Origin of the sequence: Nostoc sp., assembly GCF_036916575.1 — a bacterium.
In the GTDB taxonomy this organism is placed as follows: Bacteria; Cyanobacteriota; Cyanobacteriia; order Cyanobacteriales; family Nostocaceae; genus Nostoc.
In genome coordinates, this window is sequence record NZ_JBALGC010000017.1 from 20,033 (window position 1) to 39,516 (window position 19,484).

Sequence of the window (19,484 nt, forward strand, 5' to 3'; positions counted from 1 at the left end):
AAGATAAATTAATTATCATAAAACTTCCTTTTTCGTAGGATTAAGAATAAGCCTAACTACAGGCAGCAGTATCTTGATGATGCCAATCCACGGAATAAGGAGTAAGCTTTGTGGCATTTGCAACAAATCAATTATTAAAGTTCTCAATCAAATATTTACCAGCAATTGCCACCAAACTAGCAATTACAACTCTAATAGCAGTTCTCCCGTTACCAGTTAAAGCAGTTACATTAGTAACTAGTCGTGCTGCTTTCGGAAGCAATGACGGAATTGATTGGTCAAGTTTGGGTAAAGTGTTCAATCCCTTTGCTCCCGATCCTTCGGCTTTTTTGCCTAACTCTTTTTCAGCAGTATCCGAAGGCGGTTTAGCTCTAGGTGTAACTGTACCTCAAGTTAATGATTCTGGTATTACCCCACCTTTTGTTTTTCAAACCTCTTTTATACCCAAAGGTATTCCGACTAACTTCGCTGATGGCGATTTTCTTTTGTTGACAGGCTTGAACCCAAGAAGTGGTTTTCCTGCCATTGGCAACCCAGGCCCTTTGACCATTAGCTTTGATCAGCCTGTTTTCGGTGCTGGTACTCAAATAGCTGTAGACGATATTTTAAAATTCAACGCGTTTGTCTCAGCTTTTGATAGTGCCAATAACCTATTGGGTACTTTCTCAGTACCGGGGACTTCCTCAGTAACATTGGATAATTCGGCATTGTTCCTTGGGATTCGCAGTGAAACTGCTAACATCTCGCGACTCGTTTTCAGCACTTCTGAGTCAAATAGGGCTTTGGCAATCAACAGGGTGAGCATTATTGCAGTTCCTGAACCAAATTATACCGTGGCTATATTAGCTTTCGGTGTTTCAAGTGCCATTTTGAGAGTACGCCAACGCAGCTAAGAATTATTGCCTTAAAGAGCTAGGAGTCAGAATATAGGATTCCTATTTGATTTTTGAAAAGCAAAAGTGACTAAAAGCTTTCTATACAAAAGTTTTTTTCTTAGTATACTTAATACAGTTTTGCATAAAAGTGTAGCGTTTTAATTGTAGGGGAACACAATGGCATTGTCAGGTAACACAATGGCATTGTTAGCCGACACAATGGCATTGTCAGGTGACACAATGGCATTGTTAGCCAACACAATGGTATTGTAGGGGATTGCAAAATTTAATTTGCTACGAATTAATGAAATGCTGTACTTAGCAGGATTCAAGTAGGAGCTAACTGTTCGCTATCTAGCAAAATACCATCCATATCAAATAATACAGCGTCCATAGTTTTGAAGATTCATCACTTATTTGGAATTGAGTTAAAAATTTTACCCTCTCTCAATGTTTTTCTTGACACTACTTATCTAAAAAAGGGCACGCCTGTTAAGCCTGCCCTTTAGCTTTAGTGTTCTTGTCCCGTTGGTCGGATGAGGATTTCGTTGACATCGGGCATCGGGTATTGGGCATTGAGCATTAATTATTCCTCCCCTGCTCCCCCTGCCTCCCCTGCCTTCCTACCCCCCTGCCTCTTCCTGATGCTCAAAACGGATGCAACTGCTGCCCCACACAGTATTAGGGCTGCAAAGCGAAAAGTTCCTTGGAACCCCGCAACGATCGCCTCAGGAGGGGCAACAGAGACATCTGCACCCGCAGACATGCTAGCGATTAATGCTCCAAATACTGCCCCGATTAGAGAAACTCCTACCGTATTCCCTAAAGTACGTGACAAAGACAGCAACCCAGAAGCAATCCCTAGCCGCTCCCTTGGTACTGCTCCCATGACAGTGCTGTTGTTTGGCGATTGGAATAAACCCAATCCAATGCCGTAAATAAAATAGCGCGACACATAGCCTAGCTCAGTAATTTGAGCATCAAAGGTGCTAATCCCTAAACAGCCGCCAATCATCAACCCCAGTCCAATGGAGCTGATCACTCGACCGCCAAAGCGGTCTGAAAGTATTCCAGCCAGAGGGGCAATTAAGCCACTAAGTACAGGCGACACGGCTAATAGCAGCCCCACTTTTACCGTCGAATAATGCTTGACGCCCTCTAGAAAGAAAGGGACAATGAGTAGCGAACCGCCAATAACAGTGAATGCTAGCCAGCCACTTAGCAAACCCATACTTAACTGAAGATTACGAAACAGGTGTAGCTCTAATAGTGGCTGCTCTACGATCGCTTCAACTACCAAAAAAGTCATAAAACTCGCGGCTGCGATCGCTAATAATACCAATGCATTAATACTGCTAAAGCCCTGGCTTTGCTCTAGCGTCATACCCAGCCCAAAACTACCCAGAGTCAATAAAGCCAATATGGCTCCAAAAAAGTCAAATTTTTCTTTGCCCTGAATGCGTACAGAAGGTGGCACCACCCTAGCTATTAAGAAACTAGCTATGATCCCCAGCGGTACATTGATGAAGAATATACTATGCCAACCTGACAAGCTGAGGAGCAGTCCGCCAGCGGAAGGGCCAAAAGCAATTCCTAATGACACTACACTACCGATGATGCCAACGGCTCGACCTCGTTCGGAAGAGGGAAAAACTTCTGTGATGATTGCCAAACCAAGCCCAGAAATGAACACAGCCCCTAGTCCTTGAAGGGCCCGAAAGCCGATCAACCACTCAATACTAGGTGCAAAAGCACACAATAGTGAACTGAAAGTGAACAGAACAAGTCCCCCCTGATATAAGGACTTCTTGCCCCACATATCCCCCAGACGCGTTGCCCCCAAAACTAAACCAGAACTGACCAACTGGTAACTCAATACAGCCCATTGGGTCGTAGGGAAACTGGTGTCAAAAGCTTGCACCAATGTCGGCAAAGCAACATTGATGATGCCCACATCTAGGGTAGACATGAATACCCCAAGTCCGACACCGAGTAAGACCCAATTTTTTTGAGAGCCTGACAAAGCCAGAGGTTGTGTTTGCAATTGTGCCAACGTTTAGCCTCCACTTTTGACTTTACGGTTGTGAATAGTTTGCATACGTATATTCATTGTAGGGTGTTATCCTCACTACCAAGTTCAGGAAACTAAAGATCAGCTGCCCAAGCTTTATGAAACTATCGAGTCAATAGTCAGGATGCCTGTATAGTGGGATTTATTTGGAATTGCTTAGGCTGCCCTTCTTTTGGAACCAGGTAAAGTTATTGCCCAGACGTTCCTAGCTCAATCCGCGCCCCAAGCTGAAGAACTCGTCCAAGATCATCAGCGTTTCGCCAGGTTTCAATTATCTTTGCGTCAACAATCCAATGAATGAAAATAGCCGTGAACGTCTGCTCTTGACCATGACTAGGTATTCCAAAGAAACTTTCTTGAACGCAGGTGTTTGTCGCACGTACCACAACTTTGTCACCTTCAGCAATTACGTCTTCAATTGTCCATTTTTGCTCGATAGCCCCAAATGAACCAAAGAGTTTACGTACCCCATCTGGGCCTGGGGGAAGCCCAGGTAAACTACCGTGGATCGTCCAAGTTGGGGCGGTCATCTCGCAGATATCTTCAATTCGATGCTCGCTAATAAGTTCAATCCACCGTCGAGCAATTACTTTGTTGTCTTCAATGTCAGACATTGCTACTCCTTTTATACTTAAATTAAAAATAATGCTTATTTATCATTGATTAACTGGGGGCTGATGGAAGTTCCCCAAATAATTTTTGCTCCATGCATTGTTGCCAATTTGTTGAAAGACAACCACTACTGCTTTAGGCAACCCCAAATATTATCGCATTATAGACAGCATCCAAGACATTTTCATTACTGGTACACTGCCATGTACTTTAATCGAATGCCCAAGCGCACAGGTCATTTTTGAGAAAAGCGATACCACAGCACGGGTTTTGCCAATGCAGACAAACAGCGGGTAATGTTAGTATCATCCAAACTAACCAAAATCGCTTCCTTCTTGCCCTCAGCATAAAGTGTAAAAATGTGTATATTATTAATTATTTCGCAATAATGAGAGAGAATAACGATAATAATATTTGCGTTACTCAGAAACTTAAAAATCAAAATGATTTATCAAAATGAATTTCAGTATTTATACCCTTGTTAATAATGTGGTGTTTGACCAAGTAGTAGCTTTGCCAAATAGCATTTAGGTGAATGTTAGCGCAGATATTCCTATACTATTGCTTTCTCAAACAACCAGAACAAAGACCAAAACAGCTAAAATAACTTAGGATAATTGTAAAAACTAGTAATTTATCCCAGAAAGCAATGAATAAAATTAAAATAACTATTTGCTATATTTAGCTTGATTGGCGATGCATTAAATTAGCAATTGATAGAAGCTTTCTATTTTCTAGATTATCCACTTATTAGTATATAATATGCCTAAAATTACTGTTTGTATTCCTACTTTTAATCGTGTCCATCTCCTTCCTTATGCCATTGACAGCGTACTCAATCAGTCTGAGCAAGACTTTGAACTAATTGTTTGTGATGACGGTTCTAGCGATCGCACACCTGAGTTGATGTCACAGTACACAGACCACCGGATTAAATATATCCGTCATCCGCAAAATATTGGTAAAAGTAATAATATGCGATCGGGCTTTAATGCTGCCAGTGGTGAATATTTTATTAAATTTGATGATGATGACCGACTAACACCCGATTTTCTTGCAAGTACAGCAGCTATTCTTGCTCAAGACTTTAGCATTGATTTTGTTGGTACAGACCATTGGATAATTGATATTGATAATGTGCGGGATGAAGCAAAAACTCAAGAAAATTCTCATCGTTGGGGTAGGAAAAATTTACCAGCAGGTGTTGTCGATAATTTGTTGGAAGTTGCATTTATTCACCAAAGCTTTCAAATTGGGGCAACATTATTTCGCCGTAAAACCTTGCAAGAATTAGGATATATGCAGCCAAATCTGCAAAATTGTGAGGATAATGATTTATTTGTGCGTCTGGCTTTGGCTGGTAAAAAAGGTTATTATTTACCTGAGTTATTGATGGAATATCGCTCCCATGCAGAGCAGCAAGGTATCAATCGAGCCATTCCTTATTTATTTGATAAAATGCGGTATTTAGAAAGTTATAAATTTGAGTCTGAAAAAATAGAGACAATCAGGAAAAATCGTTTAACTGAAACGCAATTATTATTAGGTTTGCGTTTAATTGAAAAGGGTGAAACGCAAAAAGGTAGAGAGCTAGTTTTGGCAGGAAAGTCTTTTTCAACTCCTAAAGCTTGGACTGGTTTAGGTTTATCGTTGTTACCAGTCGGATTGCGAGGTAAGGCGTTTAATGCACTGCGACAGGTGCGGGGTTAAGTTATGGGAATGCGTTGGCACAGCCCGCGTACCCCTTTTTATATCAAGTACCTTGTGGCTAATGGCTTACCCAAAGGCGCAGAGAAAGGTATACAGAGTTTTACACTGCGAAGAACTTATTTAACTAACTACTAACTTCTTGACCACTCATCAATAATAGTCAAAATTGTTTTATCACCCAAGTTTTTAACAGATTTTACTACATCACGGTAATCTTCAAATTGTTGCTTTGATTTCTTGCGTCGAGCATCAAATATGTCTTTTGCAAGTTTTTCAGCCCCACGAATTCTAGAGCGTTGTAACTTTATAGATAACTCGTCTTTGTCCAAAGAGTTCAATAAATTAAGTGGATTATTCTGTTCACCCTTTTGAGGGATAAGGTTTTCAAGTTGCTTGAACTGATTATCTATTCTCTGTTTTTCTTGTATAAATTCTGACTTAAACTCATTAAAGTGCTTCTCAAGCCGTAATTCTAAATTTGCCAGACGTGGTTCTAACTTTGTTGTTTCAGGCTGTGGTGTTACTGATTTAATAGAAGAATTAATTCCTTTGAGAGATGCAACTTGTTTTAAGGCTACATCCTCGTTTTCAGAAGATATAATTAAAGCACTAACCATGTCACCTTCACTAGGGTTTTTTTCTTTAGCTCTTACAGCAGAATAGTACTCGAAATGCCCATCAACTACCTCATATTGTTCAAAGCCAGTCTTTTTTAAGACTAATGGTTTTAAAATGCCTCCAGATTCTAGTATCAGGTCAGCAAGAATTTCTAAATCAGTCTCTTGAAAGTTTGAACGAGGAACATTAGAAGTAACACTTTCAACATCTACCATAAAAAACTTAATCATTATTGCATCCCAATTTTACTTAAAACTTCTATAGCTAGAAATTCAAACTCAGCGGCGGCTTGATTTGCAGAAGGTTCATTAAGGGCAAAATCAAGAATAGATTTAGGATCAGGTATTTCCATATTTCCCATTAATATAGTTTTATTAATACAAGCAGATAAAGCTGTTCTTTCTGAAATAAAACTATCCATTATTGGCATATTATAACGATTAATAATTACATTTTTATGTTTTGCAAATGTGTATTTGAGATACTGAGCATTAGTAGAAATTTTAGATGGAAGAACACCCATAATAGTAAGAGGTGGCTTTCCTAGACCTTCTTTATTCTCATTAATTTCTTGTTGAATAAAGTTTTTTACACTAGGTAATCCTTGGTTGGAAAATGGCTTTAAGTCTGAAGGAATTATTAGGTAATCAGCAGCAGTTAAGGCAGCTTGTGCATACACATCTAAAGATGGAGGCGTGTCAATAATTACAATATCATATTCATTTTTTACTTTTTCTAGTTTTTTAGCCAGTCTAAAACGACTTGGCCCAGATTGGACAAGATTTTGCTGCAATGCAATCAAGGTGATATGTGAAGGGATAACATCAATTTCTGGATTGTTAAAAAACTTAGATTTGCAAACAATATCTGGAATAAATTTAATGTCATTTTTTTCTAATAAATGATAAACATTACAGTTTTTTAAATCATCATCTTCCTCAAATTGGAATTTAATCAATCCTGTCGCAAAAGTTGTATTTGCTTGAGCATCTATATCAACTAGAAGAACTTTTTTTCCTTTTTTACTTAATGCAGCCGCTAAATTTATAGCAACTGTGGTTTTACCTACACCGCCCTTATGATGGTAGATTGCAATTGTCTTCATTGAATGTTGCCTTGTTGTTTCAAAAATTGAAATTTTTTCAGATATTTGAACTTCTGGTTTATCTACTAGCTGTCCTTCTTTAAGACTCTCTCTACCAATTAAACTTTTAATTTTATCTAACTTGATATCAACTTCTTTCCCAGAGCATTGAAATACTAATTGAATATCAGTCTGGAATTTTTGATAAATTCTAATTTCTTTGCCATTAGTCAGCAATCCATATCTGACATTTAAGCTGGTTAAATAATGCCTGAGTCGGAGGACATGATTATTTAAGTTTTGTTTGGGATGCTTTGCCTCCATGACGACACTCAGCGGTGAGTTGGCATCTAAGACAAAGGGAATCACTTGCGCGGCAAATGCTAAGAAATCTAAGCGGATGCTACCAATGGCAACTTCTTGATGCCAGGTGTCAGGAGTATAACCTAGCTGCGGTAACAAATATTGCACTATGAGTTTGCTTTCAACTTCGCTTTCGTTACGGCACAGCTCGGGATTAAAAGACAATCTTTTTCTACCTCTAAATAATTATTGCACTTGGCATAAAAGCTCATATTTCCTAAATTATGTCATAGCCTTAATTATTTTGAGTGATATAAATCACCTAGAAAAATTTAAATAATCATTATAAAACTAGTGTTTTTACTGTTAAAATAACCACTTATGAGAGTTAGCCATATTCAAAATTGATAGGCTACATATCTATTTCCCCATTACCTTTGTAAATGGCTAGAATCAAAGTGTTTACCTATTTGTGCTAAAGGTTTTGGCTACTGTATCTTGTCCCCACTGCCATCAACTCGTTGATAATCAAGCTATTAATTGTCCCTTTTGCCGGACAACACTCAAAGCTTACGGTCATCCCGGTATTCCATTGCACCGCGCCACTGGGGACGGGTATCTGTGCGACACCTGCACTTATCACGCTGATGATACTTGCAATTTTCCCCAGCGTCCTTACGCCAAAGACTGTACCCTCTACCAAAATATTGAAGAGACAAAATTAGATTTGCAACAGCAGCGTTACACTCACAGTTTTGCAATAACTGTGAAAAGTTGGGTAAAACGCAATCAAGCTTTGCTGTTGCTATTAGGTTTATTATTGGTCTGTTTGTTCTTCAGTCTAGTAACTTAGATGAGTTTAAAACAATCCCCCGTTATCTGGGGGATTAGTCATCAGTAAAAAAATTGTGCGACGAAAAATAAAACTTAATCTTGCAGTCACTTTTTTAGAAAAGGGCTGATTCACCTGCATTACCTTTAACAGTTTTTTATCATATAATTCCTCTATCTTGTGACAATTCTCATACTTTTTATCGTAACTTGCTTAAAAAAAGCATCACAACCAGACATACCCAGTCCCTTGTATTCAGGCTGTGTTAATTTTGGATGCTTCAGCAACAGGCTCAATCAGTATCGGTGGCGCTTTTTCCTCAAAAACGGCTAAGTCGAACCAAAAAGTGGTGCCAATGCCGACTTCACTCACAAGATGGACTTTACTACGATGCCTGTCGATGATATTTCTGACAATCGATAAACCTAAACCCGTGCCTTCTAGGGTGTGAACTCGGTTTTCGACACGGAAGAAGCGTTCAAAAATTGAGTGTTGGTCTTCTGTGGCGATGCCAATTCCAGTATCGGAGATTTCAATCCGCACTGGAGAAGATTGGGTGTGATTGGGTTTGAGATCTAGTTGGTAGGCGCGGATTGCTACTTTACCACCGGCTTTTGTGAATTTGAGGGCATTACCAATCAGATTGCCAAACACTTGTACTAACAGATCATAATTACCCATTACCAGGGGCAAATTAGGAGCAACTTCCTGAACAAGTTCAACACCTTTATCTTTAGCATTGAGTTGGTAAGTACGCAGGGTTTGCTCGATCGCTTGGGCTAAATCCACCCCATTGAAGTTGTAGTGGCGGCCAGATTCGAGTTTTGATAAATCCAAAACATCGTTAACTAGGCGAGTTAGGCGATCGGTTTCATGGTTGACAGTTTGCAGAAACTCTTGCCGTTCTTGTAAAGCTAAGTCTTCGCCGTAGTCGTGCAGGGTTTCAATATAGGTTTTGATGTTGAATAAAGGCGTTCGCAGTTCGTGAGAAACGTTGCTGATAAATTGACTTTTTGCCTCGTTTAGCTCGACCTCGCGGGTAATATCTTGGATAGTAATCGCAATGCCTTTGATACTTTCCCTTTGCAGGTTGAGTACTGTAGTCAAGAGAATGCGGATTGTCCGCGGGGTAGGTTGGTTAATAAAAATCCGGAATTCGGCGCTTTCGCATTCGCCTGCTGCCATTTCGTACAAGGGACGGGTGATTTCCATTTGTACTGCTGGGGGCAAGTGATGTAACACATTGCGGCCTACCACATCAGTTGCTTCCCAGCCAAAAATTCGCTCTGCTGTGGGGTTAGCTAAAATCACCTGCATGTTGTTATCAATCAACACAGCACCATCTGCGATCGTCGAAACTAAGGTTTCTAGCTTGGCTTTTTCTGCGGTCAGTTCCTCAATATTTTGTTCTTCATAGCGCTCTAATCGCTCTCCCATTTCATTAAAGCTTAAAATTAACTCCCCCAGTTCGCCCCCTAAAGGTAAATTAATCCGCTGCTTAAAATTCCCGGTAGCAATTTGCTTCACTCCGACCAGCAGTTCTTTAATCGGCTTAGTGATAGTCAAGGCGTTAATCACTCCTGCCAAAATCACCATTACCCAAATCGTGATAAAAACGGCAATGGTGACATCGCGGGTAAAATTGGTGGAAATGACAGCGGTCTGATTGGGGTTGATACCGATCGCTAATACACCTAAGTATTTTTTATTGACGAGCAGGGGAATAAATACATCGGTGACTGTCCCATCTGGGGTCGTGTGTTGCCGTACCATCGGCTTTTCCCCATCACCAGGGTAATCTTCTGGCAGTTGTATCCGCCGTTTAATAGTGAGGGAGTTTTCTACCTCCGCTTCCCAAAAAGGAATGCCAAAAAAGATTTCCCCGGTTTCATCGGCGTAGAGCATATAACGCACACTAGAGGTGCTGCTGTAGAAGCGTTGAGAAAATTGGGCAACCTCAGTCAGATTATTGTCAGCAATTAGGGGAGCAACGTTGGCAGCAAGCAGCAGCCCCAAGTCACGCCCGAAGCGGGTGTCATTCATCCGCGCATCCTGCTGAATTGTATTCACAGCCCAGAAGGTCAAACCACTCATTACCAACGAAACTACCATTGTGGCCACAGCCAGCAGTTTGGTCTGGAGGGTGAACTCCGACCACCAACTAGCGATCGCATCTCGAATTGTTTTTAACAGACTTAGCATCTTAAATAAAGTTGTTAGTAGTCTTTGTTATAAAGCCCAACAACTAAAAAATTAACAGTTAATTTGACAAACATGTTAAAGGAATGGGGAATGGGGCATGGGGGAGCCACTGCGCCCTTGCGTGCCGACTTAAAGCAAGTGGCGTCATGGGGCATTGGGCATGGGGAATAATTCCCAACTCCTAACTCCTAACTCTATAACCTATATCTCTTCGGTAATATATCCCCTCAAACTGAATATATTTGATCCCTGCATATGCTTGGGCGATCGCTTGCTCAAAATTTTCTCCGATTCCAGTCACATTTAATACTCGGCCCCCATCTGTCACTACTTCTTGTTGCTGGTTCAACTTCGTACCTGCATGAAATACAGTTGCTCCTGTTGCCTCTACCTCGCTAATACCAGTAATCACTTGGTCTTTCTCATATTCTCCTGGATAACCCCCTGAGGCTGCAACGACAGTGGCAGATGCTCCCCCTTTCCAAGCAATAGGCGGCAATTCACTTAATCGCTGTTGTACACAGGCTAGAAGCAACTCTTCTAGGGGTGTTGCTAACAATGGCAAAATCACCTGGGTTTCTGGATCGCCAAAACGACAGTTAAATTCCAAAACCTTCAAGTTGCCATCGGGTGCAATCATTAACCCAGCATACAGTACACCTCGGTAGTCAATGCCTTTAGCTCGTAAAGTTGCGATCGCCTTTTCTAATACTTCTGTTTGAATGCGTGCCATCAAAGAAGGTGTAGCAATGGGTGCTGGGGCATAGGCTCCCATGCCACCAGTATTTTCCCCCGTATCACCCTCACCAATCCGCTTATGGTCTTGAGCTGGCAGTAAGGGTCGAATTGTTAACCCATCCGTTAAGGCTAAAACTGACACCTCTTGCCCAATCAAACATTCTTCAATGATCACAAATTTACCTGCACTGCCGAACTGTCCTTGAAAAATCGCATCAACGGCACTTTCTGCCTGTTCAACTGTTTGTGCCACCGTTACACCCTTACCAGCCGCCAAGCCATCAGCTTTGACGACAATTGGCGCTCCTGTAGCTTTCACATAGGATTTTGCTGCTGCTGCCTGCGTAAATACCGCAGCCCGTGCTGTCGGAATTCCTGCTTCTTGCATCAGGGCTTTTGCCCAAGCTTTACTCGCTTCAATTTGCGCTCCTGCTCTAATTGGACCAAATACCATCAATCCTTTGTCTTGGAGATAATCTGTGATTCCCTTCGCCAAGGGGATTTCTGGTCCAACTATCACCAGAGTTATCCCATGTTCTAGAGCATATCGGCTAATGCCCTCAAAATCATCTCCTGCCAAGGGCAAGTTCTGGCAATGTTCCATACTTGCTGTACCCCCATTCCCTGGTACACAGAGAACTTGCTCAATTTGCTTAGATTGCAACAGTTTCCATGCCAGAGCGTGTTCGCGCCCCCCATTACCTACAACTAAAACTTTCACTGATTTCCTCGTGCGTTCCTTGCAAAACGAGAATGCCTTATCGGCTCTCGCGGATCAATTTTTTCATCAATTCTCACACTTGTGCAAGCCCCCTCATGACTAAAAAGCCTAAGGAGCAGGGGGCAAGAAGAAATATAGCTATTGAATTTCTACTGTATTTATTCTGAAAATCTAATTTTGCGAATTAGTAGAATTATAATAAATGTTATTAATAGCAATAATTCAATAAATTTACTGAAGTTTTTTCACTATAAGTATAATGTTTAAGTATTTATGATGATTTTTTAACCCTTGAAATAATTAAGTAAAAATAAATTGTCTTCAGGTAATGACGATTATTGATTACAAGTATTAACCTGTGAATATGAAGATTAATCAAAATATCAACAAATAGGCAACATGGCTAAAATTATCGTTACTGGAGCCGCCGGCTTTATTGGTTCTCATCTAGCAGAAACATTGCTGCAACAAGGAAAAGAAGTGATCGGGATTGATGAATTCAATGATTACTACGATCCGATGTTAAAGCATAAGAATATTGCACACTTACATCAGTCACCTGGCTTTACATTAATTGAAGGTGATATTCAGTTTTTAGATTGGCACAAACTCCTAAAAGATGTTGATGTAGTTTACCATCAAGCAGCACAAGCAGGTGTTAGAGCAAGTTGGGGTAAAGGTTTTCGAGGTTATACAGAACGAAATATTAACGCAACACAAGTTTTGCTAGAAGCAGCGAAGGATGCTAAACACCTGAAAAGGTTAGTGTTTGCCTCTTCATCGAGTGTATATGGTGATGCGGAAACATTACCTACCCATGAAAGAATTTGTCCTCAACCAGTTTCTCCTTACGGCATTACGAAGCTAGCAGCGGAGTTTTTGTGTGAACTGTATCACAAAAACTTTGGCGTGCCCTGTGTGACATTGCGCTATTTCACAGTTTATGGCCCCAAACAGCGCCCAGATATGGCATTTAATAAGTTTTTTAAATCCATTTTGCAAAATGAGGCGATTCCTATTTACGGGGATGGCCAGCAAACACGGGAGTTTACGTTTGTTAGTGATATCATTGCCGCCAATTTAGCCGCCGCCTCCGCACCCCAAGCAGTGGGAGAAATTTTTAATATCGGTGGCGGTAGCAGGGTGGTTTTAGCAGAAGTCTTAGATACGATTGAAGAAATTGTTGGAAAATCAATCAAAAGAAACCACATAGAAAAAGCGATGGGAGACGCCCGCCACACTGCTGCTGATGTATCTAAAGCGCAGAAAATTCTGGGATATCAGCCCCAAGTCTCCCTGAAAGAGGGTTTGACACAGGAATGGGAGTGGATTAAGTCGTTGTATTAACTATCCGTTTAATTTTTTTCATCACCCTAAACGTAATTTATTTGAGCTTTTATCTGAAAGATTAAGATTTGATAAATTTTCCTTTAAAGAGATATTATTTCTACCGTTTTATTTTTTGGATAATTCTAATGGTAGTTCTTACTGGCTTCAAAGCTATATACACTATAGGAACCATTGCTGTTCACCCTTCTTGCGCGATCGCACCTAGAAGAGGCAATACTTCCAAAAGTAAGAAAATTCAGGAGAGCAATTTTTTTCGGAGGAGATGGGACTGGGAATACGGTAAAATGACCCAATGTCAGATTCTGATCAACTTCTAATCTATCAGCTTCATATTTTTATCCTGGACATCAGTCCAATGATTTGGCGTACGGTCAAAAACAGATGAGCGAAGCCCCTATCAGTTTAAATTACGACCTCGAGGAGGCTGAGATATGGCTGAGGTAAAACTGAACTCTATGGAAACCAACCAGGAGCCGGGCGTTGATTTCGATGCAGTAATTGTCGGTGCCGGGTTCGCCGGACTCTACATGCTTCACCGTATGCACGGGCTTGGGTTCTCTGCTTGCGTGTTCGAGGCGGGCAGCGGCGTCGGCGGTACGTGGTTTTGGAATTGCTATCCGGGGGCACAGTGCGACATTGAGAGCATGGAGTATTCCTACCAGTTCTCCGATGAGCTGCAACAAGAGTGGGTGTGGACGCAGCGGTACGCCTCGCAACCAGAGATTCTGCGATATCTCAATCACGTTGCGGATCGCTTCGATCTCCGGCGTGATATCCAACTTAACACGCGCGTGCTGGCCGCCACCTTCAATGAGACGGCAGGGCGCTGGATCATTGAGACGAGCGCGGGGGACCGGGTGTCGGCACAATTCTGCGTGATGGCGACGGGATGCCTCTCGTCCATGAATACTCCGAACTTCAAGGGGCGCGAGCACTTCGCAGGGTCGTCATATCACACTGGCAACTGGCCGCATGAGGGAGTCGACTTCACCGGCAAGCGGGTCGGGGTGATCGGCACGGGATCGTCGGCCATTCAGTGTATTCCCCTGATCGCGCAGCAGGCATCCCACCTCTTCGTGTTCCAGCGCACCCCGACCTATACTATTCCCACACACAACGGCCCGCTGGACCCAGAGGTGCAGCGAGAAGTCAAAGCCAACTACACCAATTTCAGAACACATAACAAGCAGCTGCCTTCCGGCATCAACATTCCTCACAACGAGGTCTCAGCGTTAGCGACGCCGCCGGAAGAGCGGCAGCGCGAATACGAGGAGCGATGGGCGCATGGCGGGTTGTCATTCCTCGGGGCGTTTGCCGACTTGTTGTTCAGCAAGGAAGCCAATGATACGGCAGCAGAGTTTATTCATGAGAAAATCCGCGAGGCTGTACACGATCCGGCCATTGCCGAGAAGCTGTTGCCTCGCACCGTCGTCGGCTGCAAGCGCTTGTGTGTCGATACATCGTACTACCAGACGTTCAATCGGTCAAACGTTACCTTGGTCGACGTGAGCAGCTCGCCCATCGAGGAGATCACCGAGCAGGGCCTCACAGTAATGGGCAAAGAATACGAGATCGATGCCATCGTGTTCGCCACCGGGTATGACGCGATGACGGGCTCATTGCTAAAAATTGATATTCGCGGCAAAGGCGGGCGATCGCTCAAGGAGGCGTGGGCCGAGGGTCCACGCACCTATCTCGGGGTTGCGACGGTCGGCTTCCCAAACCTGTTCACTATTACTGGCCCCGGCAGTCCTTCCGTGCTGACGAATATGATTCCGTCCATCGAGCAGCACGTTGAATGGATCGCTGACTGCGTTCTCTACGTTCGCGACCACGGCTTTGCGTGTATCGAGCCGACGCTCGCGGCGCAAGATGCCTGGGTCGAGCACGTCAACGAAGTGGCGGGTGCCACGCTGTTTCCTACGTGCAACTCGTGGTACTTGGGGGCGAACATCCCTGGCAAGTCGCGCGTGTTCATGCCCTACCTCGGCTTCCCCCCATACGTGCAGAAATGCGACGATGTTGCGGCAAAAGGCTATGAAGGCTTCGTATTGATTCGGGGCAATGACGGTGAAGCGAATACGATACTCAGACAGTAAATTCTCTTCGTAGAGTTCATACTTAGTACAGCATTTCATTAATTCGTAGCGATTAATTTTGGCAATACCCAGCAATGCCAATACGTCGGCTTACAATCCCAATGCGTCGGCTTACAATCCCAATGCGTCGGCTTACAATGCCAATACGTCGGCTTACAATCCCAATGCGTCGGCTCATAATGCCAATACGTCGGCTTACAATCCCAATGCGTCGGCTCACAATGCCAATGCGTTCCCCTGTATTAAAAACGCTACGCTTTTATGCAAAACTGTACTTAGTTCCATCCGCTGCTGAGAGCTGGGTCAAAAACAAATACTTCCGAAGCATAAAAGGAGTAGATTGGACATTCTGCTGTAGACAAAAGACAGGAAGGGAAATAAAAAGTGTCTCGAACTGTATAACGTGGCTACCACGCCAATCATTCGCCATACAAAGGTTAAAAGTGACGCGAGTCCCTTTGACGCAGAATTAAGAGAATACTGGTCAATCCGACAGACTAAACAGGGCAGAACGAGATGGGCAAAAGGTTTCAAACACTACAACCTAGCCATACAACAAAACTGGAAATGTCCTGTATGCGGAGAACACCTTTTAAACGGGGAAGAAATTGAGACTCACCATATAGTGCCTGTGAAACATGGTGGCTCGGACGACATCGAAAATTTAATCCACTTACACTCAGCGTGTCATAAACAGGTACACTCTAAACCTAAGCTCAAGGCTGGAAGTATGGCTTGAGCCTCGTGATTAGTAATAGTCATGCAGGGTTCTTAGGGGAGAGTGGTACAGCAATGTAATCCACTCTTACCCGACCAAACTATTTTGTGGCGATTAGTTACAGTGCAATAGTTATATTTAGTCATGCATACCGAGTGCGATCGCCCAGATGAAGGATGCTTCCGTACCATCGCCCTTACATATAGCAGATGCAAATCAGCGATCGCTGACGCTGTAGATAATTCAATCATCTTCATCTAGCTTTACTTCTTGTCTTAATAATCCGGAAAGTAGCAATTTCTTGTAGTATATTGTATTATAAGAATATCCTGCGTGTCCCAACTCGTGGAGCCTACATACTAGTACGAGAGGAACGGTAACACTGCCAAATGCAGTGGGCGTGTGTGAACGGGGAGTGCGAAGAACTTGGGAGGTGGGCTTAAAAGTAGCCATCCTTGAAAGAGTGTGTAAAAACTCACCAATGGAGTCCCTCTAGTAACTGAGAACACGCAATGCTCCACCAACTTGCACGCAGAATTATATTAATTCCTAATACTCGCCTCCGCCGAGAAGCAAGCTACGTAATTAGTAATTAAGAAAATTAGATTTCATTTCCGTTTCTGGAATTGCATCTATAGCATTCTATTGAAAATGAGTATTAGCTATGACTAATATATTTAAGCTAATCAACCAAATTGCGATCGCAGAAGCACAGTTGTCTGCTACCCTATTCCTTGCGCCTTGTGTTAAAGGTGGACGAGTTCGCACACGGGTAGCCGGGATGGTCTACACCTTCACGCCAAAGCCTAGTAAATTTGAAGGTTGGGGCATCTTTGAGGCTGTGGATGAGAAGACAGCAACGGTTGTAGAAGAAGCAGACTTGCCCCAAATTGCGGAATACCTGCAAAACTTTCCTCAAATACGGCTGCGGTTAGCACACCAACTGCGAGGACAAACTTGGTTAGCGTACCCCGTGAATGAAGCAGATGTACGTCAACGGTTGAAGATGGTGAAACCGATCGCAGTCCACTTAGTTACCGAAGGTATCGCCTTTGAGCAAATCATTGCCCGATGGAATGGACAGTCATGCTGGTTCGAGGAAGTAGATCGCCGTACCGATCCGGTAATTGCTGAAACTCTGCAATCTGCCCTCAAGCAACTCATTCCAGCTGAAGAATTACAGTTTAAGGGCATTACTCCAGAAATTCGCACAGTGTATGAATTAACAACTCGGCGGATTGAGGGATTTACTCAACCCCAACAGGATGAAAAGCGACTGAGAAAGGCTTTGCAAATGGGCGGCGGTACCTTAACTCAATTCCATGATCGCAGCGATTACTGGACAGTCGATTGGACAACTGCTGATGGTGTTCGCCATAGTAGTGCGATCGCTAAAACTGATTTGACTGTTGTTAGTTCTGGTATTTGCCTGAGTGGACGCGATCGCGATTTTGATTTGCAATCCTTAGTGGGTGTGATGGAACAACAAGAGTGGTGAGGACAATGAGCATCTTTTTTCACGAACAACTTTACCGCACCAATGCTGTGATGGCAAAGCTTAAGGATTATCCGGTAACAATTTGTGGCGCTGGAGCATTAGGAGCTAACATTACGGAAAACTTAGCTCGGTCTGGTTTTGATAAACTTACAGTGATTGATCGCGATGCCTGCGGCGGGCGTAGCCATCGCATTGAAGAGCGTAATCTTTCGACTCAGCCTTACTACCGTTCCGATGTTGGAGCGTTCAAGGCGAAAATTTTGGCAAACAATTTATACCGAGCAATTGGTACTAAAGTTGATGCCAAAACAAAGGAGTTGACACCAGCAAATACAACTCAATTACTCAAAGATAGCCAGCTAATTATCGATGTCTTTGACAATAGTGTGGCACGTCAAGCAGTGAAAGATTATGCTGAACAATTAAGCATCCCTTGTCTTCATGCTGGACTATCAGCAGATTATGCAGAAGTGATTTGGAATGACGTTTATCGCGTTCCTTCCGAGGTTAATGATGATGTCTGTGATTATCCCCTAGCACGAAACCTAGTGATGTTAACCGTGGCTGTGGCGTGTGAAGCGATCATTTCATTCATTGCCACAGCAGAACAGCGTAACTTCACCATTACCCTAAAGGATCTGACTGTTCAATCTTTGTTTTTGTAGGTTGTGTAGACGCTCTTAGCGGCTTGTCGTAGACATCGCCGATCAGAATTTGGTAAATTCTGATGGTTTTAGTAAAGAGCAACTAACAAGCGGCAAATTTTGTGGCGGGGTGTAAATTCCCGTTACAAAACTTAATTACGTTAGCGAGTCCGCGTCCCTTGTGCGTCTGGTAGAGAGCGTCATTACGTAGCTTGCTTCTCGCCTTTGTCGAGTATTATGAATTAACTAGCTAGATAGTTGTCTATAGGACTCATATCTGATTTTTGAACAAGATTTCAGATAAAACCCTGATAAAACAGACTTTTCAGTCTCAGTATATTTTCAGAAATCAAATCGGATTCCTATATCTTATCCTTATATCTTCGTAGAGTACCCAAAGCTTGTTGCTCTATCTGTCGTACTCGTTCTCGACTAATACCCATACGTTGACCAATCTCCACTAAAGAAAGTTCATTTCCATCTGTTAAACCAAAACGTAAAGTTAATATTTCTCGTTGCTGGGGAGTTAAATTTGATAATAAAATTTGAATATTTTGTTGGAGAAACTTTTGATCAGCATATAATTCTGGAGAGAGTCCATCATCCTCCAACATATCTTGTAATTCTGTATCTTTTTCTAAGCCAACTCGCAATTCTAGAGAGACAGTTTTACGTGCTAAGAGTAAATAATCTCGAATTTGTTTAGGATCTAAAGATAGTTGTTCGCCAATATCAACTGCGGTAGGAGTACGACCTAATTTTTGAGTTAGTTCACGTTGAGTACGCTTGATTTTGTTCAGTTTTTCTGTAATATGAATAGGCAAGCGGATAGTATGTCCTTTTTCAGCGATCGCTCGTGTAATTGCTTGACGAATCCACCAATAGCCATAAGTTGAAAACTTATACCCTTTAGTAGGGTCAAATTTCTCAACTCCTCGCTCTAAACCTAAACTTCCTTCTTGAATTAAGTCGAGAAAATCTAGGTTATGTCTTTGATATTTTTTCGCAATAGACACTACAAGTCGCAGGTTAGACTGAATCATTTTCTGCTTGGCTTGATGTCCCTGATGTAGCTGTTGCAGCAGTGATTTTTCACCGATATTTATATTTTCAATCCACTCTTGTTGTGTCGGTTGACGTTTTAATTGAATAGCTAATTTTTCTTTCGCAGCCAGTAAAGCCATCATTTGTTGAACTTGCTTGGCGAAATTAATCTCTTGCTCATGAGTTAATAAAGGTATACGTCCAATTTCGCAAAGATAAACACGCACTGTATCAGCAGTATATGAAGGTTTTTCATTCTTATTACTTACTTCTAGAAACTGGTTAGATAGATTATTCATAGTTATTTAAACCTTCAGAGATACTTGTTGGTTTAGAGGGAAATAGATTTCACTCCAAGAAAATTA

Annotated in this window: 17 protein-coding genes; 9 read left to right on the plus strand and 8 right to left on the minus strand. The window is 42.4% G+C overall.

What is annotated here, in order from left to right:
- The first annotated feature begins 110 nt into the window (after nt 1-110).
- Nucleotides 111-893 carry a hypothetical protein gene (locus tag V7L29_RS05535; RefSeq protein WP_334734799.1) on the plus strand — a complete coding sequence of 261 codons (783 nt, stop codon included), beginning with the start codon at nt 111-113 and terminating at the stop codon, nt 891-893.
- A 568-nt stretch (nt 894-1,461) separates the two neighbouring features.
- Here V7L29_RS05535 and V7L29_RS05540 read toward each other — a convergent pair.
- Both V7L29_RS05540 and V7L29_RS05545 read right to left on the minus strand, forming a co-directional pair.
- Nucleotides 1,462-2,928 (minus strand): MFS transporter, encoded by a 1,467-nt coding sequence (locus V7L29_RS05540; protein ID WP_334692566.1) that lies wholly within the window; start codon nt 2,926-2,928, stop codon nt 1,462-1,464.
- Between the two features lie 206 nt (nt 2,929-3,134).
- Nucleotides 3,135-3,560, minus strand: coding sequence for an ester cyclase (locus V7L29_RS05545; RefSeq protein WP_334692567.1), 426 nt, complete (start codon nt 3,558-3,560; stop codon nt 3,135-3,137).
- Nucleotides 3,561-4,320: 760 nt separating this feature from the next.
- On the opposite strand from V7L29_RS05545, the gene V7L29_RS05550 reads away from it, so the two are divergent.
- Nucleotides 4,321-5,268: a glycosyltransferase family 2 protein gene (locus V7L29_RS05550; protein WP_334734800.1), complete on the plus strand. Its 948-nt coding sequence runs from the start codon at nt 4,321-4,323 to the stop codon at nt 5,266-5,268.
- Between the two features lie 131 nt (nt 5,269-5,399).
- Here the strand turns inward: V7L29_RS05550 and V7L29_RS05555 are convergent, their stop codons facing one another.
- Nucleotides 5,400-6,116 carry a ParB N-terminal domain-containing protein gene (locus V7L29_RS05555; RefSeq protein ID WP_334734801.1) on the minus strand — a complete coding sequence of 239 codons (717 nt, stop codon included), beginning with the start codon at nt 6,114-6,116 and terminating at the stop codon, nt 5,400-5,402.
- Nucleotides 6,116-7,498 (minus strand): AAA family ATPase, encoded by a 1,383-nt coding sequence (locus tag V7L29_RS05560; protein WP_334734802.1) that lies wholly within the window; start codon nt 7,496-7,498, stop codon nt 6,116-6,118. The genes V7L29_RS05555 and V7L29_RS05560 overlap by 1 nt, the downstream gene beginning before the upstream one ends.
- Before the next feature lie 259 nt (nt 7,499-7,757).
- On the opposite strand from V7L29_RS05560, the gene V7L29_RS05565 reads away from it, so the two are divergent.
- Nucleotides 7,758-8,126 carry a zinc ribbon domain-containing protein gene (locus V7L29_RS05565; protein WP_334692571.1) on the plus strand — a complete coding sequence of 123 codons (369 nt, stop codon included), beginning with the start codon at nt 7,758-7,760 and terminating at the stop codon, nt 8,124-8,126.
- Nucleotides 8,127-8,360: 234 nt separating this feature from the next.
- Here V7L29_RS05565 and nblS read toward each other — a convergent pair whose 3' ends face one another.
- Both nblS and purD read right to left on the minus strand, forming a co-directional pair.
- Complete coding sequence (nblS, locus tag V7L29_RS05570) at nt 8,361-10,307, minus strand: two-component system sensor histidine kinase NblS (protein WP_334692572.1); 1,947 nt, start codon at nt 10,305-10,307, stop codon at nt 8,361-8,363.
- Between the two features lie 181 nt (nt 10,308-10,488).
- The gene (purD, locus tag V7L29_RS05575; RefSeq protein WP_334734803.1) at nt 10,489-11,766 is read right to left on the minus strand and encodes a phosphoribosylamine--glycine ligase; all 1,278 of its coding nucleotides are present in this window, start codon (nt 11,764-11,766) and stop codon (nt 10,489-10,491) included.
- Between the two features lie 399 nt (nt 11,767-12,165).
- Between purD and V7L29_RS05580 the strand changes: the two genes are divergently transcribed.
- The 4 genes from V7L29_RS05580 to V7L29_RS35420 all read left to right on the plus strand — a co-directional run bounded on the left by V7L29_RS05580 (nt 12,166) and on the right by V7L29_RS35420 (nt 15,954).
- Nucleotides 12,166-13,113: an NAD-dependent epimerase/dehydratase family protein gene (locus V7L29_RS05580; RefSeq protein WP_334734804.1), complete on the plus strand. Its 948-nt coding sequence runs from the start codon at nt 12,166-12,168 to the stop codon at nt 13,111-13,113.
- A gap of 434 nt (nt 13,114-13,547) precedes the next feature.
- Nucleotides 13,548-15,215 carry a flavin-containing monooxygenase gene (locus V7L29_RS05585; RefSeq protein WP_334734805.1) on the plus strand — a complete coding sequence of 556 codons (1,668 nt, stop codon included), beginning with the start codon at nt 13,548-13,550 and terminating at the stop codon, nt 15,213-15,215.
- Between the two features lie 58 nt (nt 15,216-15,273).
- Nucleotides 15,274-15,510: a hypothetical protein gene (locus tag V7L29_RS05590; RefSeq protein WP_334734806.1), complete on the plus strand. Its 237-nt coding sequence runs from the start codon at nt 15,274-15,276 to the stop codon at nt 15,508-15,510.
- Between the two features lie 108 nt (nt 15,511-15,618).
- On the plus strand, nt 15,619-15,954 hold the full coding sequence (locus V7L29_RS35420) for an HNH endonuclease (protein ID WP_442944138.1): 336 nt from the start codon (nt 15,619-15,621) through the stop codon (nt 15,952-15,954).
- Between the two features lie 32 nt (nt 15,955-15,986).
- On the opposite strand, the gene V7L29_RS05595 is transcribed toward V7L29_RS35420, so the two are convergent.
- Nucleotides 15,987-16,184 (minus strand): hypothetical protein, encoded by a 198-nt coding sequence (locus V7L29_RS05595; protein ID WP_334734807.1) that lies wholly within the window; start codon nt 16,182-16,184, stop codon nt 15,987-15,989.
- Nucleotides 16,185-16,597: 413 nt separating this feature from the next.
- Here V7L29_RS05595 and V7L29_RS05600 point away from each other — a divergent pair, with 413 nt between their 5' ends.
- Together V7L29_RS05600 and V7L29_RS05605 are read left to right on the plus strand one after the other, a co-directional pair.
- Nucleotides 16,598-17,431: a hypothetical protein gene (locus tag V7L29_RS05600; RefSeq protein ID WP_334734808.1), complete on the plus strand. Its 834-nt coding sequence runs from the start codon at nt 16,598-16,600 to the stop codon at nt 17,429-17,431.
- Between the two features lie 5 nt (nt 17,432-17,436).
- Nucleotides 17,437-18,096, plus strand: coding sequence for a ThiF family adenylyltransferase (locus tag V7L29_RS05605; protein ID WP_334734809.1), 660 nt, complete (start codon nt 17,437-17,439; stop codon nt 18,094-18,096).
- Between the two features lie 341 nt (nt 18,097-18,437).
- On the opposite strand, the gene V7L29_RS05610 is transcribed toward V7L29_RS05605, so the two are convergent.
- On the minus strand, nt 18,438-19,418 hold the full coding sequence (locus V7L29_RS05610; protein ID WP_334692579.1) for an RNA polymerase sigma factor, RpoD/SigA family: 981 nt from the start codon (nt 19,416-19,418) through the stop codon (nt 18,438-18,440).
- Between the last annotated feature and the right edge of the window lie 66 nt (nt 19,419-19,484).

Excerpts from the sequence above, each read along its gene's own strand:
- V7L29_RS05545 (WP_334692567.1), bottom strand. The coding sequence starts at position 3,560 with ATGTCTGACATTGAAGACAACAAAGTAATTGCTCGACGGTGGATTGAA.
- V7L29_RS05550 (WP_334734800.1), top strand. The coding sequence starts at position 4,321 with ATGCCTAAAATTACTGTTTGTATTCCTACTTTTAATCGTGTCCATCTC.
- V7L29_RS05555 (WP_334734801.1), bottom strand. The coding sequence starts at position 6,116 with ATGATTAAGTTTTTTATGGTAGATGTTGAAAGTGTTACTTCTAATGTT.
- nblS (WP_334692572.1), bottom strand. The coding sequence starts at position 10,307 with ATGCTAAGTCTGTTAAAAACAATTCGAGATGCGATCGCTAGTTGGTGG.
- V7L29_RS05580 (WP_334734804.1), top strand. The coding sequence starts at position 12,166 with ATGGCTAAAATTATCGTTACTGGAGCCGCCGGCTTTATTGGTTCTCAT.
- V7L29_RS05585 (WP_334734805.1), top strand. The coding sequence starts at position 13,548 with ATGGCTGAGGTAAAACTGAACTCTATGGAAACCAACCAGGAGCCGGGC.
- V7L29_RS05595 (WP_334734807.1), bottom strand. The coding sequence starts at position 16,184 with ATGATTGAATTATCTACAGCGTCAGCGATCGCTGATTTGCATCTGCTA.
- V7L29_RS05600 (WP_334734808.1), top strand. The coding sequence starts at position 16,598 with ATGACTAATATATTTAAGCTAATCAACCAAATTGCGATCGCAGAAGCA.
- V7L29_RS05605 (WP_334734809.1), top strand. The coding sequence starts at position 17,437 with ATGAGCATCTTTTTTCACGAACAACTTTACCGCACCAATGCTGTGATG.
- V7L29_RS05610 (WP_334692579.1), bottom strand. The coding sequence starts at position 19,418 with ATGAATAATCTATCTAACCAGTTTCTAGAAGTAAGTAATAAGAATGAA.